The 15440-nt window shown below is 48.8% G+C and carries 16 protein-coding genes; 10 read left to right on the top strand and 6 right to left on the bottom strand.

Annotated features, from left to right (window positions below; all coding sequences use genetic code 11):
• Positions 1 to 161: 161 nt before the first annotated feature.
• Positions 162 to 509, top strand: coding sequence for a hypothetical protein (locus B0I18_RS22110; protein ID WP_146146841.1), 348 nt, complete (start codon positions 162 to 164; stop codon positions 507 to 509).
• Between the two features lie 100 nt (positions 510 to 609).
• On the opposite strand, the gene B0I18_RS22105 is transcribed toward B0I18_RS22110, so the two are convergent.
• Genes B0I18_RS22105 through B0I18_RS22095 form a run of 3 tightly spaced genes read right to left on the bottom strand, consistent with a single transcriptional unit; the run spans position 610 to position 1692 of the window.
• Complete coding sequence (locus B0I18_RS22105; RefSeq protein WP_106524938.1) at positions 610 to 1050, bottom strand: hypothetical protein; 441 nt, start codon at positions 1048 to 1050, stop codon at positions 610 to 612.
• Between the two features lie 51 nt (positions 1051 to 1101).
• Positions 1102 to 1467, bottom strand: coding sequence for a phage holin family protein (locus tag B0I18_RS22100; RefSeq protein WP_181358578.1), 366 nt, complete (start codon positions 1465 to 1467; stop codon positions 1102 to 1104).
• 27 nt (positions 1468 to 1494) lie between these two features.
• Positions 1495 to 1692: a glycine zipper domain-containing protein gene (locus B0I18_RS22095; RefSeq protein WP_106524936.1), complete on the bottom strand. Its 198-nt coding sequence runs from the start codon at positions 1690 to 1692 to the stop codon at positions 1495 to 1497.
• A 305-nt stretch (positions 1693 to 1997) separates the two neighbouring features.
• Between B0I18_RS22095 and B0I18_RS22090 the strand changes: the two genes are divergently transcribed.
• The 7 genes from B0I18_RS22090 (at position 1998) to B0I18_RS22060 (ending at position 9246) form a co-directional block, all read left to right on the top strand.
• Positions 1998 to 3065, top strand: coding sequence for an AI-2E family transporter (locus B0I18_RS22090; RefSeq protein ID WP_106524935.1), 1068 nt, complete (start codon positions 1998 to 2000; stop codon positions 3063 to 3065).
• A gap of 126 nt (positions 3066 to 3191) precedes the next feature.
• Entirely contained in the window at positions 3192 to 5033 is a 1842-nt protein-coding gene (gene mutL, locus B0I18_RS22085) for a DNA mismatch repair endonuclease MutL (protein ID WP_106524934.1), read from the top strand.
• Positions 5034 to 5416: 383 nt separating this feature from the next.
• Entirely contained in the window at positions 5417 to 6262 is an 846-nt protein-coding gene (locus tag B0I18_RS22080) for a MotA/TolQ/ExbB proton channel family protein (RefSeq protein ID WP_106524933.1), read from the top strand.
• A 59-nt stretch (positions 6263 to 6321) separates the two neighbouring features.
• Entirely contained in the window at positions 6322 to 6987 is a 666-nt protein-coding gene (locus B0I18_RS22075; RefSeq protein ID WP_106524932.1) for an ExbD/TolR family protein, read from the top strand.
• A gap of 87 nt (positions 6988 to 7074) precedes the next feature.
• Positions 7075 to 7623, top strand: a complete 549-nt coding sequence (locus tag B0I18_RS22070; RefSeq protein ID WP_106524931.1) for an ExbD/TolR family protein — start codon at positions 7075 to 7077, stop codon at positions 7621 to 7623.
• Positions 7624 to 7686: 63 nt separating this feature from the next.
• The gene (locus tag B0I18_RS22065) at positions 7687 to 8493 is read left to right on the top strand and encodes an energy transducer TonB (protein ID WP_106524930.1); all 807 of its coding nucleotides are present in this window, start codon (positions 7687 to 7689) and stop codon (positions 8491 to 8493) included.
• A gap of 111 nt (positions 8494 to 8604) precedes the next feature.
• Positions 8605 to 9246: an OmpH/Skp family outer membrane protein gene (locus tag B0I18_RS22060; RefSeq protein ID WP_106524929.1), complete on the top strand. Its 642-nt coding sequence runs from the start codon at positions 8605 to 8607 to the stop codon at positions 9244 to 9246.
• 249 nt (positions 9247 to 9495) lie between these two features.
• Here B0I18_RS22060 and B0I18_RS22055 read toward each other — a convergent pair whose 3' ends face one another.
• The 3 genes from B0I18_RS22055 to B0I18_RS22045 all read right to left on the bottom strand — a co-directional run bounded on the left by B0I18_RS22055 (position 9496) and on the right by B0I18_RS22045 (position 12900).
• Entirely contained in the window at positions 9496 to 9948 is a 453-nt protein-coding gene (locus tag B0I18_RS22055) for a hypothetical protein (RefSeq protein ID WP_106524928.1), read from the bottom strand.
• 215 nt (positions 9949 to 10163) lie between these two features.
• Positions 10164 to 11675, bottom strand: a complete 1512-nt coding sequence (gene purH, locus B0I18_RS22050; RefSeq protein ID WP_106524927.1) for a bifunctional phosphoribosylaminoimidazolecarboxamide formyltransferase/IMP cyclohydrolase — start codon at positions 11673 to 11675, stop codon at positions 10164 to 10166.
• A 457-nt stretch (positions 11676 to 12132) separates the two neighbouring features.
• Positions 12133 to 12900, bottom strand: coding sequence for a DUF3825 domain-containing protein (locus B0I18_RS22045; RefSeq protein ID WP_106524926.1), 768 nt, complete (start codon positions 12898 to 12900; stop codon positions 12133 to 12135).
• A 94-nt stretch (positions 12901 to 12994) separates the two neighbouring features.
• Between B0I18_RS22045 and B0I18_RS22040 the strand changes: the two genes are divergently transcribed.
• Both B0I18_RS22040 and lpxD read left to right on the top strand, forming a co-directional pair.
• Positions 12995 to 14203 (top strand): HD domain-containing protein, encoded by a 1209-nt coding sequence (locus B0I18_RS22040; RefSeq protein ID WP_245882137.1) that lies wholly within the window; start codon positions 12995 to 12997, stop codon positions 14201 to 14203.
• A gap of 80 nt (positions 14204 to 14283) precedes the next feature.
• Complete coding sequence (gene lpxD, locus B0I18_RS22035; RefSeq protein WP_106524925.1) at positions 14284 to 15333, top strand: UDP-3-O-(3-hydroxymyristoyl)glucosamine N-acyltransferase; 1050 nt, start codon at positions 14284 to 14286, stop codon at positions 15331 to 15333.
• The last annotated feature ends 107 nt before the right edge of the window (positions 15334 to 15440 follow it).

The following is a 15440-nucleotide window of genomic DNA, read 5'->3' as shown; positions in this document are numbered from 1 at the left end:
TTGTAACTAATTACTCACAGCTAAAAAAATACAATCCTATGATTTTCAAACGGACTTACCGCTACAACTCCCCGCTGCAGGCCGAGGATATAAGACAGCGTCTTATAGGAAAGCATATTCAAGTGCATCATCTGGATTTTGAAATTTTGGAACGAGAGAAAATGTTGAAGATTATTCCCCATGCAGAAGACACCAATGCCGTTAAAACACTACCCATAACCCATGTAGAAATGCAGGGTGCGGGAAGCGCAGGAACCAGGATTACCCTGACCTCCAAGCCCCGCCGGATCGATATCGGCGGCCCATACCTCATTGTGATCTTCTGCCTGTTCTGTATAGTAGGCGCCAGTGTCCTCTACCTGATGAACCCGCTGGAAAGCCAATGGCCCTCCATCTCTATGATCGGTATCGGGCTGGTGATCTTCATCATCTTCTGGTTGCGCATGGAAGCCGGCTATTTCGACTACACCCGCAAGATCAGGGACTATGTAAAACACTCTGTAAAATAAAAAAGCTGCATACAGCCCATTGACAAAAATAAAAAGGGAGGGAAAATAATTTCCCTCCCTTTTTATTTACCGATCGTTTATGAATTATACGGTTCCCGTATTATTTATTAAGTACCGGATGCTTATGCTCCGCGCGTTTTTCTTGAACAGCTTTCCAGGCTTTTTTGCCTAAAAACCAGGCCAGGTTGAAGGCCTGCCAACGCAGGAAAGATACACCGACACGTTTGGCCACGCGGGCCACAACGGGCTTTTTGACAAAGCCGGCTACCGCACCGGTAACATGGTTCACCTTGCTTTTAGCCGGTGTGCCATCAGCCTTCTTCTTCCTCTTACCGGAGAAGAGTGCAAAGCCGGGGGCCGCCTGCTTGTTCCTGCGCCGCGACAATAGCCCGGTAACCACGGATAACGCCAGCTGTTGCGGATTCAGGATCGAGTCCAGCCATTCGTTTTCCATTTTGGTGGTCATCTTCCTGATACGGTCCTGTTCACGATCCAGTTCTGTCAAACTACCCACCTGCTTTCTGGTATATTTTTTTGCCATTCGTCTCTGTTTAATTAAAAAAGCGTTGCGGAGCGGGTACCGGTACGGAACCTATTCCATATCGTCCTCTTCTTTTTTGCTTTCTTTCTGCTTCGTCAGCAGCCAGGCCATCTTACCCGCAAAAAAACGGATGATCCTTTTACTGGAAAGCACGATACAAATGGAGATGATCAGTACAATCGCCGAAGTGCAGAAATAACCTAAAGCATAACTGTTGAAGATCTGGTTAATGAGCTCGGCTATCCCTAAAAAGAAAAAGAAAGCCGTCGCAAAAAACAGGAACATGCAGATAATGATAAAGGCAAAGTAACCCATTACATTTACCAGGCGCTCTACCACTTCCAAACGGAGCAGTTCAAACCTTAGCTGTATATACTGGGTTACTTTTTCTTTTATTGAACTAATAGGATTTTTCAAATTCCGCAGATTTAGGAATGAAATTGATTAGGCGCTGTAGATCTCTTCTTCGATATCGGAAGCTTTCTTGCCCAGTTTGGCCTTCAGCTTATCGATACTGTTTTTCAGGCGGTCTACCTGCTCCTGGCGCTTATCTTTATCTGTACCTAATACATAACCTACGGCTGCACCTACTGCTGCTCCGATTAATAATGTTGCGACTGTTTTACCTGCGCTGTTTGCCATAATGAATTGATTTTAAATGTTGATTACGAATTATGTGAATAGAACAAAACTACAATCTTTTATGTTATTTACCGGCAAGGCCGGCTCTTTTAATAAAATCTTATCGTTTAATTTTCCCGAACGTTAAAGAAATACATCAGGAAGTAAACCCAGCAGCCCATACAGGAGTGCGATGCCAAGCAGAAAGACAATTAACCCGGCTAAAAGTTTAGTAATCACCCAATAAATTTTGCACTAAACAAAAACGTATACTTTTGGGTTCTATTACCCGCTAACGGAAAAAAGACCAAGCCTTATCTCATTCTATGGATATTTTAAGAACGAACGGACTCAAACAGATTACCCTGCTCCTGCTCATTACCTTTATCGGCATCGTACTGATCTGGCAGCTGCAATATTTTATCCCGGGCTTCCTCGGCGCGATCACCTTATATATTTTGCTCCGCCAGTTTTACTTTAACCTGACGATAAAACGACGCTGGAAAAAATGGGTATCGGCCGTAGTGCTGATCCTTGCCTGCGTGGTGCTCTTCGTATTGCCCCTCTGGGCCCTGGTAGAATTATTAATCCCTAAACTCACTTATGCCATCAACCACTCCAACGAACTGGTAGACCAGGGCAATAAGCTGCTGAATATGGCGGAACAATACGTGCCCCAGCTGAAGATCGACGATCAGCAGATACAGCAGGCCATCCAGAAGGCAATGAGCATCGGCACCTCCTTCCTGAACGCCACAGCCAGTGTAGTGGTCAATACCCTTACCGCCTTTTTTATCCTGTACTTTATGCTCCTGAGCGGCCGCGATATGGAGAAGAGAATTATGCGCCTGCTGCCGCTGCAGGATTCCAATAAAGATTCGCTCTGGCTCGAAACCCGCAACATGGTCGTGTCCAATGCCGTGGGCATACCCGTGCTGATGCTGTGCCAGTGCCTGATCGCGGTAATCGGCTACTGGATATTCGGTGTGGACCAGGCCCTGGTATGGGGTATCCTTACAGGCGTGGCCTCGATCGTGCCCATGGTGGGTACCATGATCGTATGGGTACCGATCTGTATCGTGGTAATGGCTACCGGGCACCTGGGTATGGGCATAGCCCTGGCTTTATACTGTGCCATCGTGGTATCGAACGTAGACAACGTACTACGCTTTACCATTATGAAAAAGATCGGCGACGTGCATCCGCTCATCACCGTATTCGGCGTAATCGTGGGCCTGCAGCTTTTCGGTGTGATGGGCCTGATCTTCGGGCCGCTGCTGCTGGCCTACTTTATCCTGCTGATGAAGATCTACCGGCTGGAATTCTCGTCCTCCAATGCTACCGACGATACCATAACCGGTGTTACCCCTACCCCCGGGGACCCCGCCGGGTAAGGCTCCGGGCCGCCGCCCCGCAGGCCCGTATTATTCCCTGCCTTTTCCTAACTTCGCTGCGGCCTGCAACGGGGCAACTCATGTATACCCGCAGGCCGCCAATCCGTACCTTTTAAATTTCGTATAGTGCCCGATATCATTCAATTGCTTCCCGACCATTTAGCCAACCAGATAGCCGCAGGAGAGGTCGTACAGCGACCGGCATCTGCAGTGAAGGAATTACTGGAGAATGCAATCGATGCCGGCGCTACCGAAATACAGTTGATCCTTAAAGATGCGGGAAAAGAACTGATCCAGGTGGTGGATAATGGCAGCGGCATGAGCCCTGCCGATGCCCGTATGAGTTTCGAGCGCCATGCTACCTCCAAGATCCGCCAGATCGACGACCTGTTTGCCATACGCACTATGGGTTTCCGCGGCGAAGCCCTGGCTTCGATCGCAGCCGTGGCCCAGGTAGACCTGAAAACACGCCGGCATGAAGAAGAACTGGGCACCCACCTGGTGATCGAGGCCTCCGAAGTACTGAAACAGGAGCCTGCGGCCTGCCCGCCGGGCACCAGCTTCTCGATCAAGAACCTGTTCTATAACGTACCGGCACGCCGTAAGTTTTTAAAATCCAATACCTCCGAGTACAAACATATTATCGACGAGTTTACGCGGGTAGCGATGGCCTACCCGCAGATCGCTTTCCGTTTCTTTCATAACAATACGGAACAGTTCCACCTTTCGGCCGGCAACCAGAAGACCCGGATCGTAGAGCTGCTGGGCAATAAATCGGAAAAGAACCTGGTACCCGTAGATGAAGATACCGAACTGCTGAAGATACACGGGTATATCGGCAAACCCGAATCGGCAACCCGTACCCGCGGCAACCAGTTTTTCTTTATCAACAACCGGTTTATCCGCAACGCCTACCTGAATCATGCCGTAGCTACGGCTTTCGATGGCCTGATCGACAAGGAGGCTTTCCCGTTTTACGTGCTCTTCCTGGAACTGGACCCGCAACGGGTGGACGTAAACGTGCACCCTACCAAACAGGAAGTCAAGTTTGACGATGACCGTATGTTATATGCCTACCTGCAATCGGCAGTAAAACATGCGCTGGCCCGCTTTAACATTGCACCTTCGCTCGACTTTACGCTGAATGCCGATATCCAGAACCTGGATGCGGTACGGCTGCCGCAAACCGAGCAACAGAAAGAAATTACCCGCGACAGCTACCTGTTCAGCACCTTTAAAGAAGGCGGTAAGGCCCACCTGATCGAGAAGCAGGGCGACCGCCAGGCCTGGGCTGCACAACGGGAAACGTTTTTCCCCGACCTGCCCTCTGCCGGTAGCAGCAGCAGTTACCGGGCGCCGGCCTATGTACCCGAGGAGGCCGTACAACATAAGATCGCGTTCGAGGATCATAACAGTCACCAGCAACCTGTGCTGCAGTGGCGCGAATACCTGGTAAGCACCATGAAATCGGGCATCCTGCTGATGCACCAGAAAAGGGCCCTGGAGCGCATCCAGTACGAGAGACTGCAGGAGCGCATCAACCAGGAGCATTCGGTAACCCAACAGTTACTGTTTCCCGCAACGCTGCAGGTAAGTCCTGCCGATGCGGCACTGCTGGAAGAGTTATTGCCCTTCCTGCGCAAGCTGGGTTATGACATATCGCCCTTTGGCGCCAATACCTATGCCGTACAGGGCGCACCGCCCGATGTACCCGCCGGTCGCGAGCAGGCGCTGGTAGAAGAGATACTGGAACAGATGAAGCACGAATCGGCACACCTTAAAGACCAGCAACAGGAGAAGCTGCTGCGTACAGTGGCCCGGCGTATGGCGCAGCCCACCATGCTTTCGAGCGATGCGGCACAGGCGCTGATCGATGAGTTGTTTGCCTGTGTGCAACCCCAGTATGCGCCCGATGGCGCACGGGTATTTACCGTGCTTCCGAAAGACAGCCTGGACCAGTTATTATAAGTTGTTTAAAGAGCGGAAAGAAGGGGGGCCCCAGCCCTAAAAGTCCATTTACCCCCGCTAAAAAACATAATATAAGAATTTCTGCAGACCTGGCATAGGGGTTACCTAATTATTTAATGTCCTATTGCCGGTAATGGCTTCGGAAGAGGTCATAAAAAAAGCTATTTTTTTGTCATAAATAACTGACAATAAATAAAGTAATCATAAAGAAGGTAATTTTGGTTTATGATGGAATAACCTTACTTTTGGTTAGTTAATTAACTAATTGATAATTTTTAGGGCAAGCTCTTGTTTTTGTTCTTCAAAAACATATTTTTGTCGCGACTTTTTAGACAGTTCATTTTTTTTAAACATTCAAATTCGTAAACAAAAAAAACAGAATTATGGCAGACGTAAAAACAGCCACCGCAAGACCATCCAGTAACCCCCGTGCCGCAGGCAAACCAAAGAATTCAAACAACTTCTGGATCAATTTAGTAGTGGTACTTGCATGTATCGCAGTGGGTTGGTGTATCCGTATTTTTGTATTGGGTAATCCGGATAACTTTAATGATCCGACCGTGAAACATCAGCCTAAGAACTTCCTGGGTAACATGTACATGGGTGGATACATCGTGCCATTCCTGATCGCAATGTTCCTGGTTATGTTATCTTTCGTTATTGAAAGGGGTGTAACTATTTCTAAAGCTAAAGGTAAAATCAACGGCGGCGAGTTCGTTCGTAAAGTACAGTACCACCTGGCTAATAAAAATGTAGACGCAGCCCTGGCTGAGTGCGACAAACAGAGCGGTTCCGTAGGTAATGTAATGAAAGCAGGTCTGCTGCGTTACAAAGAAATGATCCACGACACCGAGCTGACTACTGATCAGAAGATCATCAGCATCCACAACGAGATCGAAGAAGCTACAGCACTGGAACTGCCTATGCTGGAGAAAAACCTGGTATTCCTTTCTACCATCACTTCTGCTGCAACCCTGTTGGGTCTGTTAGGTACGGTTGTGGGTATGATCAGTGCGTTCTCTGCAATGTCTGACGCAGGTGCTCCTGATGCCGGCGCCCTGGCTGCAGGTATCTCTGAGGCCCTGTACAATACCGCATTAGGTATCGGTACTTCTTTCTTTGCGATGCTGGCTTACAACTATTACACCACCATGATCGACGGTGTAAACTACAGCATCGACGAGAGCGGATTTACTTTAACACAGAGCTTTGCGGCTAGCTACAAATAATCGCAAAGAATTTTTGTGGAAAGAAATCAATTCCTCGTCTTAACTAAAATTACAAGAAGATGCCAAAAATAAAATTGCCTCGTAAGAGTACGCATATTGACATGACGGCTATGTGTGACGTAGCCTTCCTGTTGCTTACTTTCTTTATGCTGGCCACTAAATTTAAACCCCAGGAGCCGGTAATGGTAGACACTCCGTCTTCCACATCCACCAAGGTGATCCCTGAAGGGTTTATGCAGATCACGCTGGATAAAAAGGGTCGTGTATTCTTCGCGGTAGACAACCTGAACGCCAAAAGGAGCATCATCAACCAGATTAATGACGACAAGCAACTGGGCCTCTCCGCTACAGAAATGCAGAACTTCATTAACGGTTCCGGTGTAGGCGTACCCTTTACCAAGCTGAAATCTTACCTGGCAATGACGCCGTCCCAGCAGGCTGAGTACGACAAGACCGCTCCCGGTATCCCAACCGATACCACAGCGAGCTTCGATTCGAACGAACTGGCTTACTGGGTACAGACTGCAAGGTACCATGTGGATGCAGGTAAGGGCCGTATCGCCATCAAAGCCGATGGTGCAGCCGGTTACCCCGAGATCAACAAGGTAATCAGCACCCTGGGTAAGCAAAAGGTGTTCCGTTTCAGCTTCATTACCGACATGAAAGGCGTACCGGCAGGTACCGCTTTGTATGAAGAGCAGAACAGCGGCAAACCTAAGAGTTAATGGGCGCCGGGCTTCCACGTCCTTTCATGGGCGGGCCGAAGTTCCGGAACCTGAATTTTAAACACAAAATAATCAAACCATACAGCCATGGCAGAATTAGAGGTAAAGGGCGGGAAGAAAGGTGCCCCCCGAATTGATCTCACTCCGATGGTGGACTTAGGGTTCCTGCTGATCACGTTCTTCATGTTTACAACGACCATGTCGAAGCCGAAAGCAATGGAGATCCAGATGCCATTCAAGGACGAGAACATGCAAGATGAAGACAAGAGCAAGATCAAGGATGGCACCGCGTTGACACTTTTGTTAAGCCGCGATCACCGCATTTACTACTATAACGGTATCGGCGACGATCCGACAAAACCACCGGTTATCGAAGTAACCTATTTCAAAGATAAAGACGGCATCCGCGACGTGCTGATCAACAAGAAAAAAACAGTACGCGACCTCATCAGCCAGGGTATCCTGGGCGCAACCGATAAGGCCACCGTATTGATCAAACCTGATAGCACCAGTACTACCGGCGACCTGATCAGCATTCTTGATGAAATGACGATCAATGCCATCCCGATCTATGCAGTAGTAGATATAACGCCTGTAGACCGGGAGTTTATCCAGAAAACGGAAGCCGCTAACTAACAGTTTTGAATCAGCATATGTGGAATTTTTGCAATTCCGCATCATTATAAAGAAACAACCGTTATGGACATTAATAAAATATTAAACGCCGATTATCTCGACATTCTCTTCGAAGGTCGGAATAAGAACTATGGCGGTTATGATTTACGTAAAAAGTACCGCAAGCGTGTTACCGTTGCAGGGCTTATTGCCATCCTGGCTGTAGGCGGTGTATTCGGTTCTACCCTGATCAAACCCAAAGAAAAGATCGTAGAAGCGCCACCGGTTATCAACGACGTAAAGCTGGCGGAACCACCACCGGTGGATCCTAAAAAGCCACCGCCACCACCTCCGGTTGCCCCTCCCCCTCCGGTTAAACCAACCGTAAAATTTACACCTCCGGTTATTAAAAAGAACGAAGAAGTAAAAGAGGAAGAGAAACCGGAACCTCCAAAAATGGAGAAAAACGAAGTAGCCGGACCTAAAACCCAGGCTGGTTCAGGCGATCCGGACGCCATCGATCCGGGTCTGAATACCAACCCGGGTACCGGTAAAGGCCCCGTTGATGCGGGTCCGCCACCAGATAAGATCTTTACTTCAGTAGAGCAGATGCCCGAGCCTCCGTTCGATATCAATGCTTACCTGTCTAAAAACATCCGCTACCCTTCAGCTGCCCGTGAAAACGAGATTCAGGGTCGTGTTGTACTGCAATTCGTAGTCGACCAGAGCGGTAACGTTACCAATATCGAAATCAAAAAAGATATTGGCGGCGGTTGCGGCCAGGAAGCTGTACGCGTGGTAAAAGCCATGCCGAAATGGAAACCGGGTAAACAGAACGGTCAGCCCGTAAAGGTGTATTACACCCTGCCTGTTTCCTTCAAACTGCAATAAGTTTTAAATCTTACCGTTTTCTTAAAACCGCTCCCTCCAGGGGCGGTTTTATTTTGCTCCCAAGCCGGGAAATAGTATGTTTGCAACCTAATTTATAATTCGTAATCGTATATGAAGTCATCTTCCAGCATCTTTAATTACCTGTTTGTTTCGGGCCTGGCAGCATCTATGCTGTTCGCCTCCTGCAAAGACAATAAAGCGTCTACTACGGCCCCGGCCGCCACGCCGGCTGCCAATGCCCCGGCTACTGCTCCCAGCGGTAAAATAGCCTATGTAAACCTCGATACGCTCGGTGACCGTTACGAATACTTTAAAACCAAAAAAGCCGATTTCGAAAAACGCCAGGCCGGTATGGAAGCCGAGGTAGAACGCCTTGCCCAGAACCTGCAAAGTGAATATGCCGCCTTCCAGAAAAAAGCACAGGCCGGTACCCTTACCCAGGCCGAAGGCGAAGCCGCCCAGAAGAAACTGGCCGGTATGCAGCAAAACGTAGAAAGCCGCCGCCAGTCTTTAGGCGGACAGCTGATGAAAGAACAGGAAGAATTTAATAAAGAGCTGCAGGACCGCCTTGATAATTACCTGGTAAAATATAATGCCAACAAGGGTTACGACTTTATCCTGTCGTACGTAAAAGGCGGTAATATACTGCTGGCCAATAAAGCCCTCGACATTACCGAAGACGTGATCAAAGGCATGAACGAAGAAGAAAAGAGCAACCCTACGCCAAGTATTGCCCCGACCACAAAGAAATAAACCCCACAGGGTATATCACAAAACGCCGCAGCGGTCGCATAGACCTGGTGCGGCGTTTTTATTTTGTCATATTGTTCCCCAATAACATGTGCTGTAGTGTTTGTATTTTATAGTCTCGCAGCGACAGCGATCGCGGGGGTACTTAATTTGTACGCGGCCTTCGGTCGTAGCGAGACACTACGGCCAGGGGCAGGCATAAAAAAGCAGGACCGTGGCCCTGCTTTCCGGTGATAGGGTTACCTCCGGCAACTAAGGTGTAAGGGTATAGGTAAGGGTCGATCTATCGGCGTTATTATGCGGCGTACCCAGGTTAATCACCGAAGCCGTTTTTATGGAAGCACCGGCATTGAGCGGCTGGTTGAAGATGATGTTCTCATCCAACCTTTCGTAATAAGCGCCATCGGCCGCCTTTACCTTCCAGCGTATGCTCATACCCTTCGGAAAGTTTTTGGACGATACATTCTTGATGGTATAGTCGATGCGGAGGTAATCTTCGCCCGGGTAGTCGTCGCCCGGCTCGTAGTATTCATCGATCGTAAGGGTAAAATCGGCCGCGGTAAAGCTATTGCCGGGGTCATTGTTACCGGGATCGTTATTACCCGGGTTATCCGGTGTTACACTGTTGCTTTTACTACAGCTGTTTAATGTGATCAGGGGGATTGCCACCAGGGCAACATAGATGAGTTTTCTGAGGGTTTTCATATTTTATCTTTTGACAATAAAAATTTATACGTCAAAATTAGGTCGCCTACATAGCCCGGAAAATACCGGCAAACCAGTATTTACGGTATTTCCAGCCGATTTTAAGAAATCCTTAATACCGGGAAACCGGGAGAAAGGGCACATAAAGACGGCTTATAGGCATAAAAAACTGCCCGGCGTTTGCCGGGCAGTTCGTACCTGTAACTATTTTTTATTTAGTGACGGAAGTGGCGCATGCCGGTAATCACCAGGGCCATACCATTGGCCTGGCAATAGGCTACCGTATCTTTATCGCGGATAGAGCCACCGGGCTGTATCACGGCGGTAATGCCCGCCTCGTGGGCCATTTTCACGCAATCATCGAAGGGGAAGAAGGCGTCGGAAGCCAATACAGCACCGTTAAGATCGAAACCGAACTGCTTCGCCTTGTCCAGCGCATGACGCAGGGCATCTACACGGCTGGTCTGGCCACAGCCTTTACCCAGCAGCTGGCCGTCTTTTACCAGGGCGATGGCGTTAGACTTCAGGTGTTTGCACACAATATTGGCAAACTCGAGGTCGGCCTTCTGCGTTGCGGTAGCAGGTTGTGCACCTTCTTCCTTCCAGTCGGCAAAGCTGCCAGCATCGGCGTCCTGGGTAAGGATACCGCCCAATACGTTTTTGAACACGGTTTTGGTTTGGAGGGCTTCTTTCTGCGCCAGCAGGATCCTGTTCTTTTTCGTTTGCAGGATAGCCAGGGCTTCGGGGGAATAACCCGGCGCCAGCAGGATCTCGAAGAAGAGTTCGTTGATCTTATTGGCAGCAGCCTCGTCTATCGTTTTATTGGCTGCCAGCACACCGCCGAAAGCGCTTTCCGGATCGCCGGCCAGGGCTGCATCCCAAGCTTCGCTTAAGGTAGCACGTTGGGCTACGCCGCATACATTGGTATGTTTGATAATGGCAAATACGGCCTCGTCGCTTGTACCGAACTCGGCGATGAGTTGTGCGGCTGCATCTACGTCCACCAGGTTGTTGTAGGAAAGCTCTTTACCATGCAGTTTATCGAATATTTCGGTAAGATCTCCATAGAATACGCCCTCCTGATGCGGATTTTCGCCATAACGCAATACCTGGCGGCCGTGGAACGGCGGCACGATGGTACCGTTAAAATAGTTATTGATCGCGATATCATAATTCATAACCACGTAGAAGGCTTTAGCGGCAAAGGCACGGCGCTGTTCGAGCGTGGTGCTGCCTTCCTGCGTACGCAGCAATTCTTCCAGTGGGGCATAATCTTCTTTAGCCGCAATTACCGTAAGGTCCTTGTGGTTTTTAGCTGCCGCGCGGATCATAGACGGTCCGCCGATATCGATCTTTTCGATGATCAGCTGCTCTTCTGAAGTGTTTTTCACGGTCTCCTCGAACGGATAGAGATCTACGATCACCAGGTCGATTTCGGGGATATTGTATTGTTTCATTTCTTCCAGGTCCTGCGCCAGCTCCCTGCGCCCCAGGATACCACCAAATACGGAAGGATGCAGGGTTTTAACACGGCCTCCGAGGATGGAAGGATAAGTGGTTACTGCTTCTACAGGTGTACAGGCAATGCCCAGGTCTTCGATAAACTTCTGGGTGCCCCCGGTAGAATAGATTTTCACCTGCAGGCGTTCCAGTTGCCTTAATACTGGTTCCAGACCATCCTTATAAAAAACAGAGATAAGCGCGGATTTGATTTGCTTTTGCGACATGAATTAATAATAAAACAATTAGAAATGAGGCGCAAAGTTCCGGAATATACCTTATATATGCAAGTGGTATTGTTAGCCCCTATTAATCGGCTCAATAGCGGGCAATCATTTATCCGGCCACACGGTTTTTTATTCCGATCAGCGGGAAAGCCCCGGGTAACCGCCGGTATTCCATCGTATGATCCTGTAGCATTGCGGGCACTCCCGGCGGAAAAAATGTAAAAAGGTACGATCCTTCACCAATGCCTGGAGCGTTCTACCTGATCCCAATCCCCTCCCCTTCCGCATAAAAAAAGCCGCCCTGGAGAGGCGGCCGTAACTTGAGTTTTTTCTTAGCGTTATCCTGAAAAGTAGTTTAATACCCGGTGGTTTGAAGCTGGCCTTTAGGGCCAAAAAAAGTAACTTGAAAAAATTAATTTATACAAATGTACTACCATTTATTTAAACGACAAAAAAATTATGGTTTTAACCATTCGTCATCCGGTTTAGCAATCAGCCGCGCATTGTTTATGGCCATATCGAGGGTCAAACAGGTCGATGCCCGGTAGATATCATTTTGTTTTTCAACCACCAGAGCCAGGTCTGCCTTGGATGTCATTTGCATACACAGCGGTAGCAATAGCTGTATCTTACCGTTATAATACTGGGGTATTGCCGTTTTGTAATTACGCCGCACCCTTTTTATCGCATTTTTAATCGTTCCTTCCAACAGGTTGGCGACCAGGAGCGGCTGCATACTTTTAATCGTATCCGGGAACCTGCCCAGGTTATCCTCGATAATATGATCGACATTAGGCCGCAGCTCGATCCTGGTATCAAAAATAAGATCGGAAGGATCCCGGAAATAGTTGGCGACATCGGGCAGATTCGCAAACCGGGTCAATTCTCTTGCCGATTTTTTCTTCCAGCCTGCAAAAAACCATTTTACAGTAGAGGTAGGGTGCCTGTTTATTTGAAAATAGCCATAAATCTCTTCCTTGTTTTCCGTTACCAAACCGGTATCGAAAACAGCAGATTCGGCTTCAAACAGGACCTTGCCCTCCTCCAGAACCTTTTTGAAGGTGTGATGCAGGTAATTGTAGAGAATGGGCAGACGGCCGGAAGGGCTTTGCTGGTAGTCCCAGAGTTCGGCCATTGCCAAACCAGCCAGCTCTCTTAAAGCAGTTTCAAAATCTTTAAACCAGCAAAAATCGAAAAGCGGGGACCTAACAGAACCTTTTGACATAAAAATTATATTTTATACTAAAATAATATTATTATTCTAAGCCTGCTTAGTTTTTTTTATTTTTGCAACCCACTCCTCTAACTCTGATACTACAGTGCACGGCAAAATAATCAACGACCCGGTATATGGCTTTATCCGTTTTCCCGAACCGGGTATGATGCAATTAATAGAACACCCTCTTTTCCAGCGGCTGCGCCGTATCAAACAAATGGGCATGGCCCATTTTGTATACCCCGGGGCCGTCCATACGCGTTTTCATCATTCGATGGGCGCCGCCCACCTGATGCATATCGCATTGAACGAACTTAAGGGTAAGGGCGCCGATATCAGCCCGGAAGAATGCCTGGCCGCCCGGCAGGCCATCCTGCTGCACGACATCGGCCATGGCCCATTTTCGCATGCCCTGGAGCACACCATCGTACAGGAGATCTCGCACGAGGAGATTTCCAAACGCATTATGCTCCGCCTCAACGAAGAGCAAGACGGGGGATTGAGCACCGCCATTTCGATATTCGACAATACCTATCCCAAAACCTTCCTGCATCAATTGGTATCGAGCCAATTGGATATGGACCGCATGGACTACCTGAACCGGGATAGTTTTTACTCCGGCGTTTCAGAAGGGGTAATCAGCTACGACCGTATCCTGCAAATGCTTACCGTGGCCGATGGCGGGCTGGCGGTGGAGGAGAAAGGCATTTATTCGGTAGAAAAGTTCATTATTGCCCGCAGGCTGATGTACTGGCAGGTATACCTGCATAAAACCGTATTGGGCGCCGAGCAACTGATCATCAATATCCTGCGCCGGGCCAAACAGCTGGCACAACAGGGCGCTGAACTGTTTTCGACCCCGGCCCTGCGTGTTTTCCTGTACGAGCAGATCGGCGTGCGCGACTTCGACGAGCCTAAGGTGCTGGATTTGTTCTGCCAGTTAGACGATGCGGATATTACCGCCTCAATCAAAGTATGGGTCAACCATCCCGATGCGATACTGAGCCGGTTATGCTCCATGATGCAGAACCGCCAGTTGTACAAGGTAAAGCTGAGCACACAGCCCCTGGACGATGAATTTAACGAACGTAAAGCCGAAGCCCTGCGTTCGGGCCGCATCAGCGAAGAGGAGCTGCCCTTTTACCTGTTTGCCGGCACCACCAGCAACAGTACCTATAATGTAGATGACGAACGGATCAATATCCTGATGAAATCGGGCAAAGTGGTCAATATTTCTGATATCGACAACGGGCTGATCCGTTCTGACCTTACTGTGCCGGTGCAAAAGTATTACTACTGCCGCATCAGCTAGGACAAGGCCTGGCTCATTTTTTTATTTTTCATTTATGACCGATAACCAATAATTTCGCAGCTTAAACCATATTCCGATTCATGCAGTTTACGGCCGCGCAAATAGCCCTGTTTATCAATGCCCGCATAGAGGGCAACCCTGAAGCCGCGATTTCCGATATTTCCAAAATAGAAGAAGGTCGCCCGGGCACATTGAGTTTTATCGCCAATCCCAAATACGAACACTACCTTTATACCACCAGCTCGTCGGTAATTATCGTTAACGATGCCCTGCAGCTGGAACAACCGGTATCGGCGACCCTGCTGCGCGTGCCCGACGCTTATACCGCCTTCGCCACCCTGCTGGACAAGTACAACGAGTTTATGGCAATGAACAACCAGCATACCGGTATCGAACAGCCTTCCTTTATACATGAAACGGCAACCATCGGCAAAGATGTGTATATCGGTGCCTTTGCCTATATCGGTAAAAACGCCCGGATCGGTGATAATGCCCGGATATTCCCGGGCGCTTATATCGGCAACCAGGTATCTATAGGCAACAGTACGGTAATTCATGCGGGGGTAAAGGTGTACCAGGACTGCAAAATAGGCGCGCAGGTGATCGTGCATGCAGGTACCGTGATCGGCGCCGACGGTTTTGGCTTTGCGCCGCAGGCTGACGGCAGTTATAAAAAAGTACCGCAACTGGGCAATGTCGTGATCGAAGACCATGTAGAGATAGGCGCCAATACTACCATAGACCGCGCCACTATAGGCGCTACGCTGATCCGTAAGGGCGCTAAGCTCGACAACCTGATCCAGGTGGCGCATAACGTAGAGATCGGGGAAGGTACCGTAATTGCGGCCCAGACCGGCATTTCGGGCAGTACCAAAATAGGCCGTCATTGTATGATCGGCGGCCAGGTAGGTATTGTAGGCCACCTGCAGATCGCCGACGGTACCCGGATCAATGCACAGAGCGGACTTTCCAAATCGGTAACTACCCCCGGCACAGCGCTGAACGGCAGCCCTGCCTACGAATATAAAAGTTCATTGAAAAGTCAGGCAATTTTCAGAAATTTGCCCGAATTGTTAAACCGACTACAGGAATTGGAGCGCAAAATTGGTGATTTATCAAAAGATGGTTAATGTTATAATAATATTTCCATTTGATTTATCTTTGCCGACCCATTTAGAAATTAGTTTGACCTTATTGTAAATGAGGTTTTTGGAAAAAAGGGGCGCTTAAGGTTATG

This window comes from Taibaiella chishuiensis (assembly GCF_003014535.1).
GTDB classification, from domain to species: domain Bacteria; phylum Bacteroidota; class Bacteroidia; order Chitinophagales; family Chitinophagaceae; genus Taibaiella; species Taibaiella chishuiensis.
This window is presented reverse-complemented; position numbering and strand designations above follow the sequence as displayed.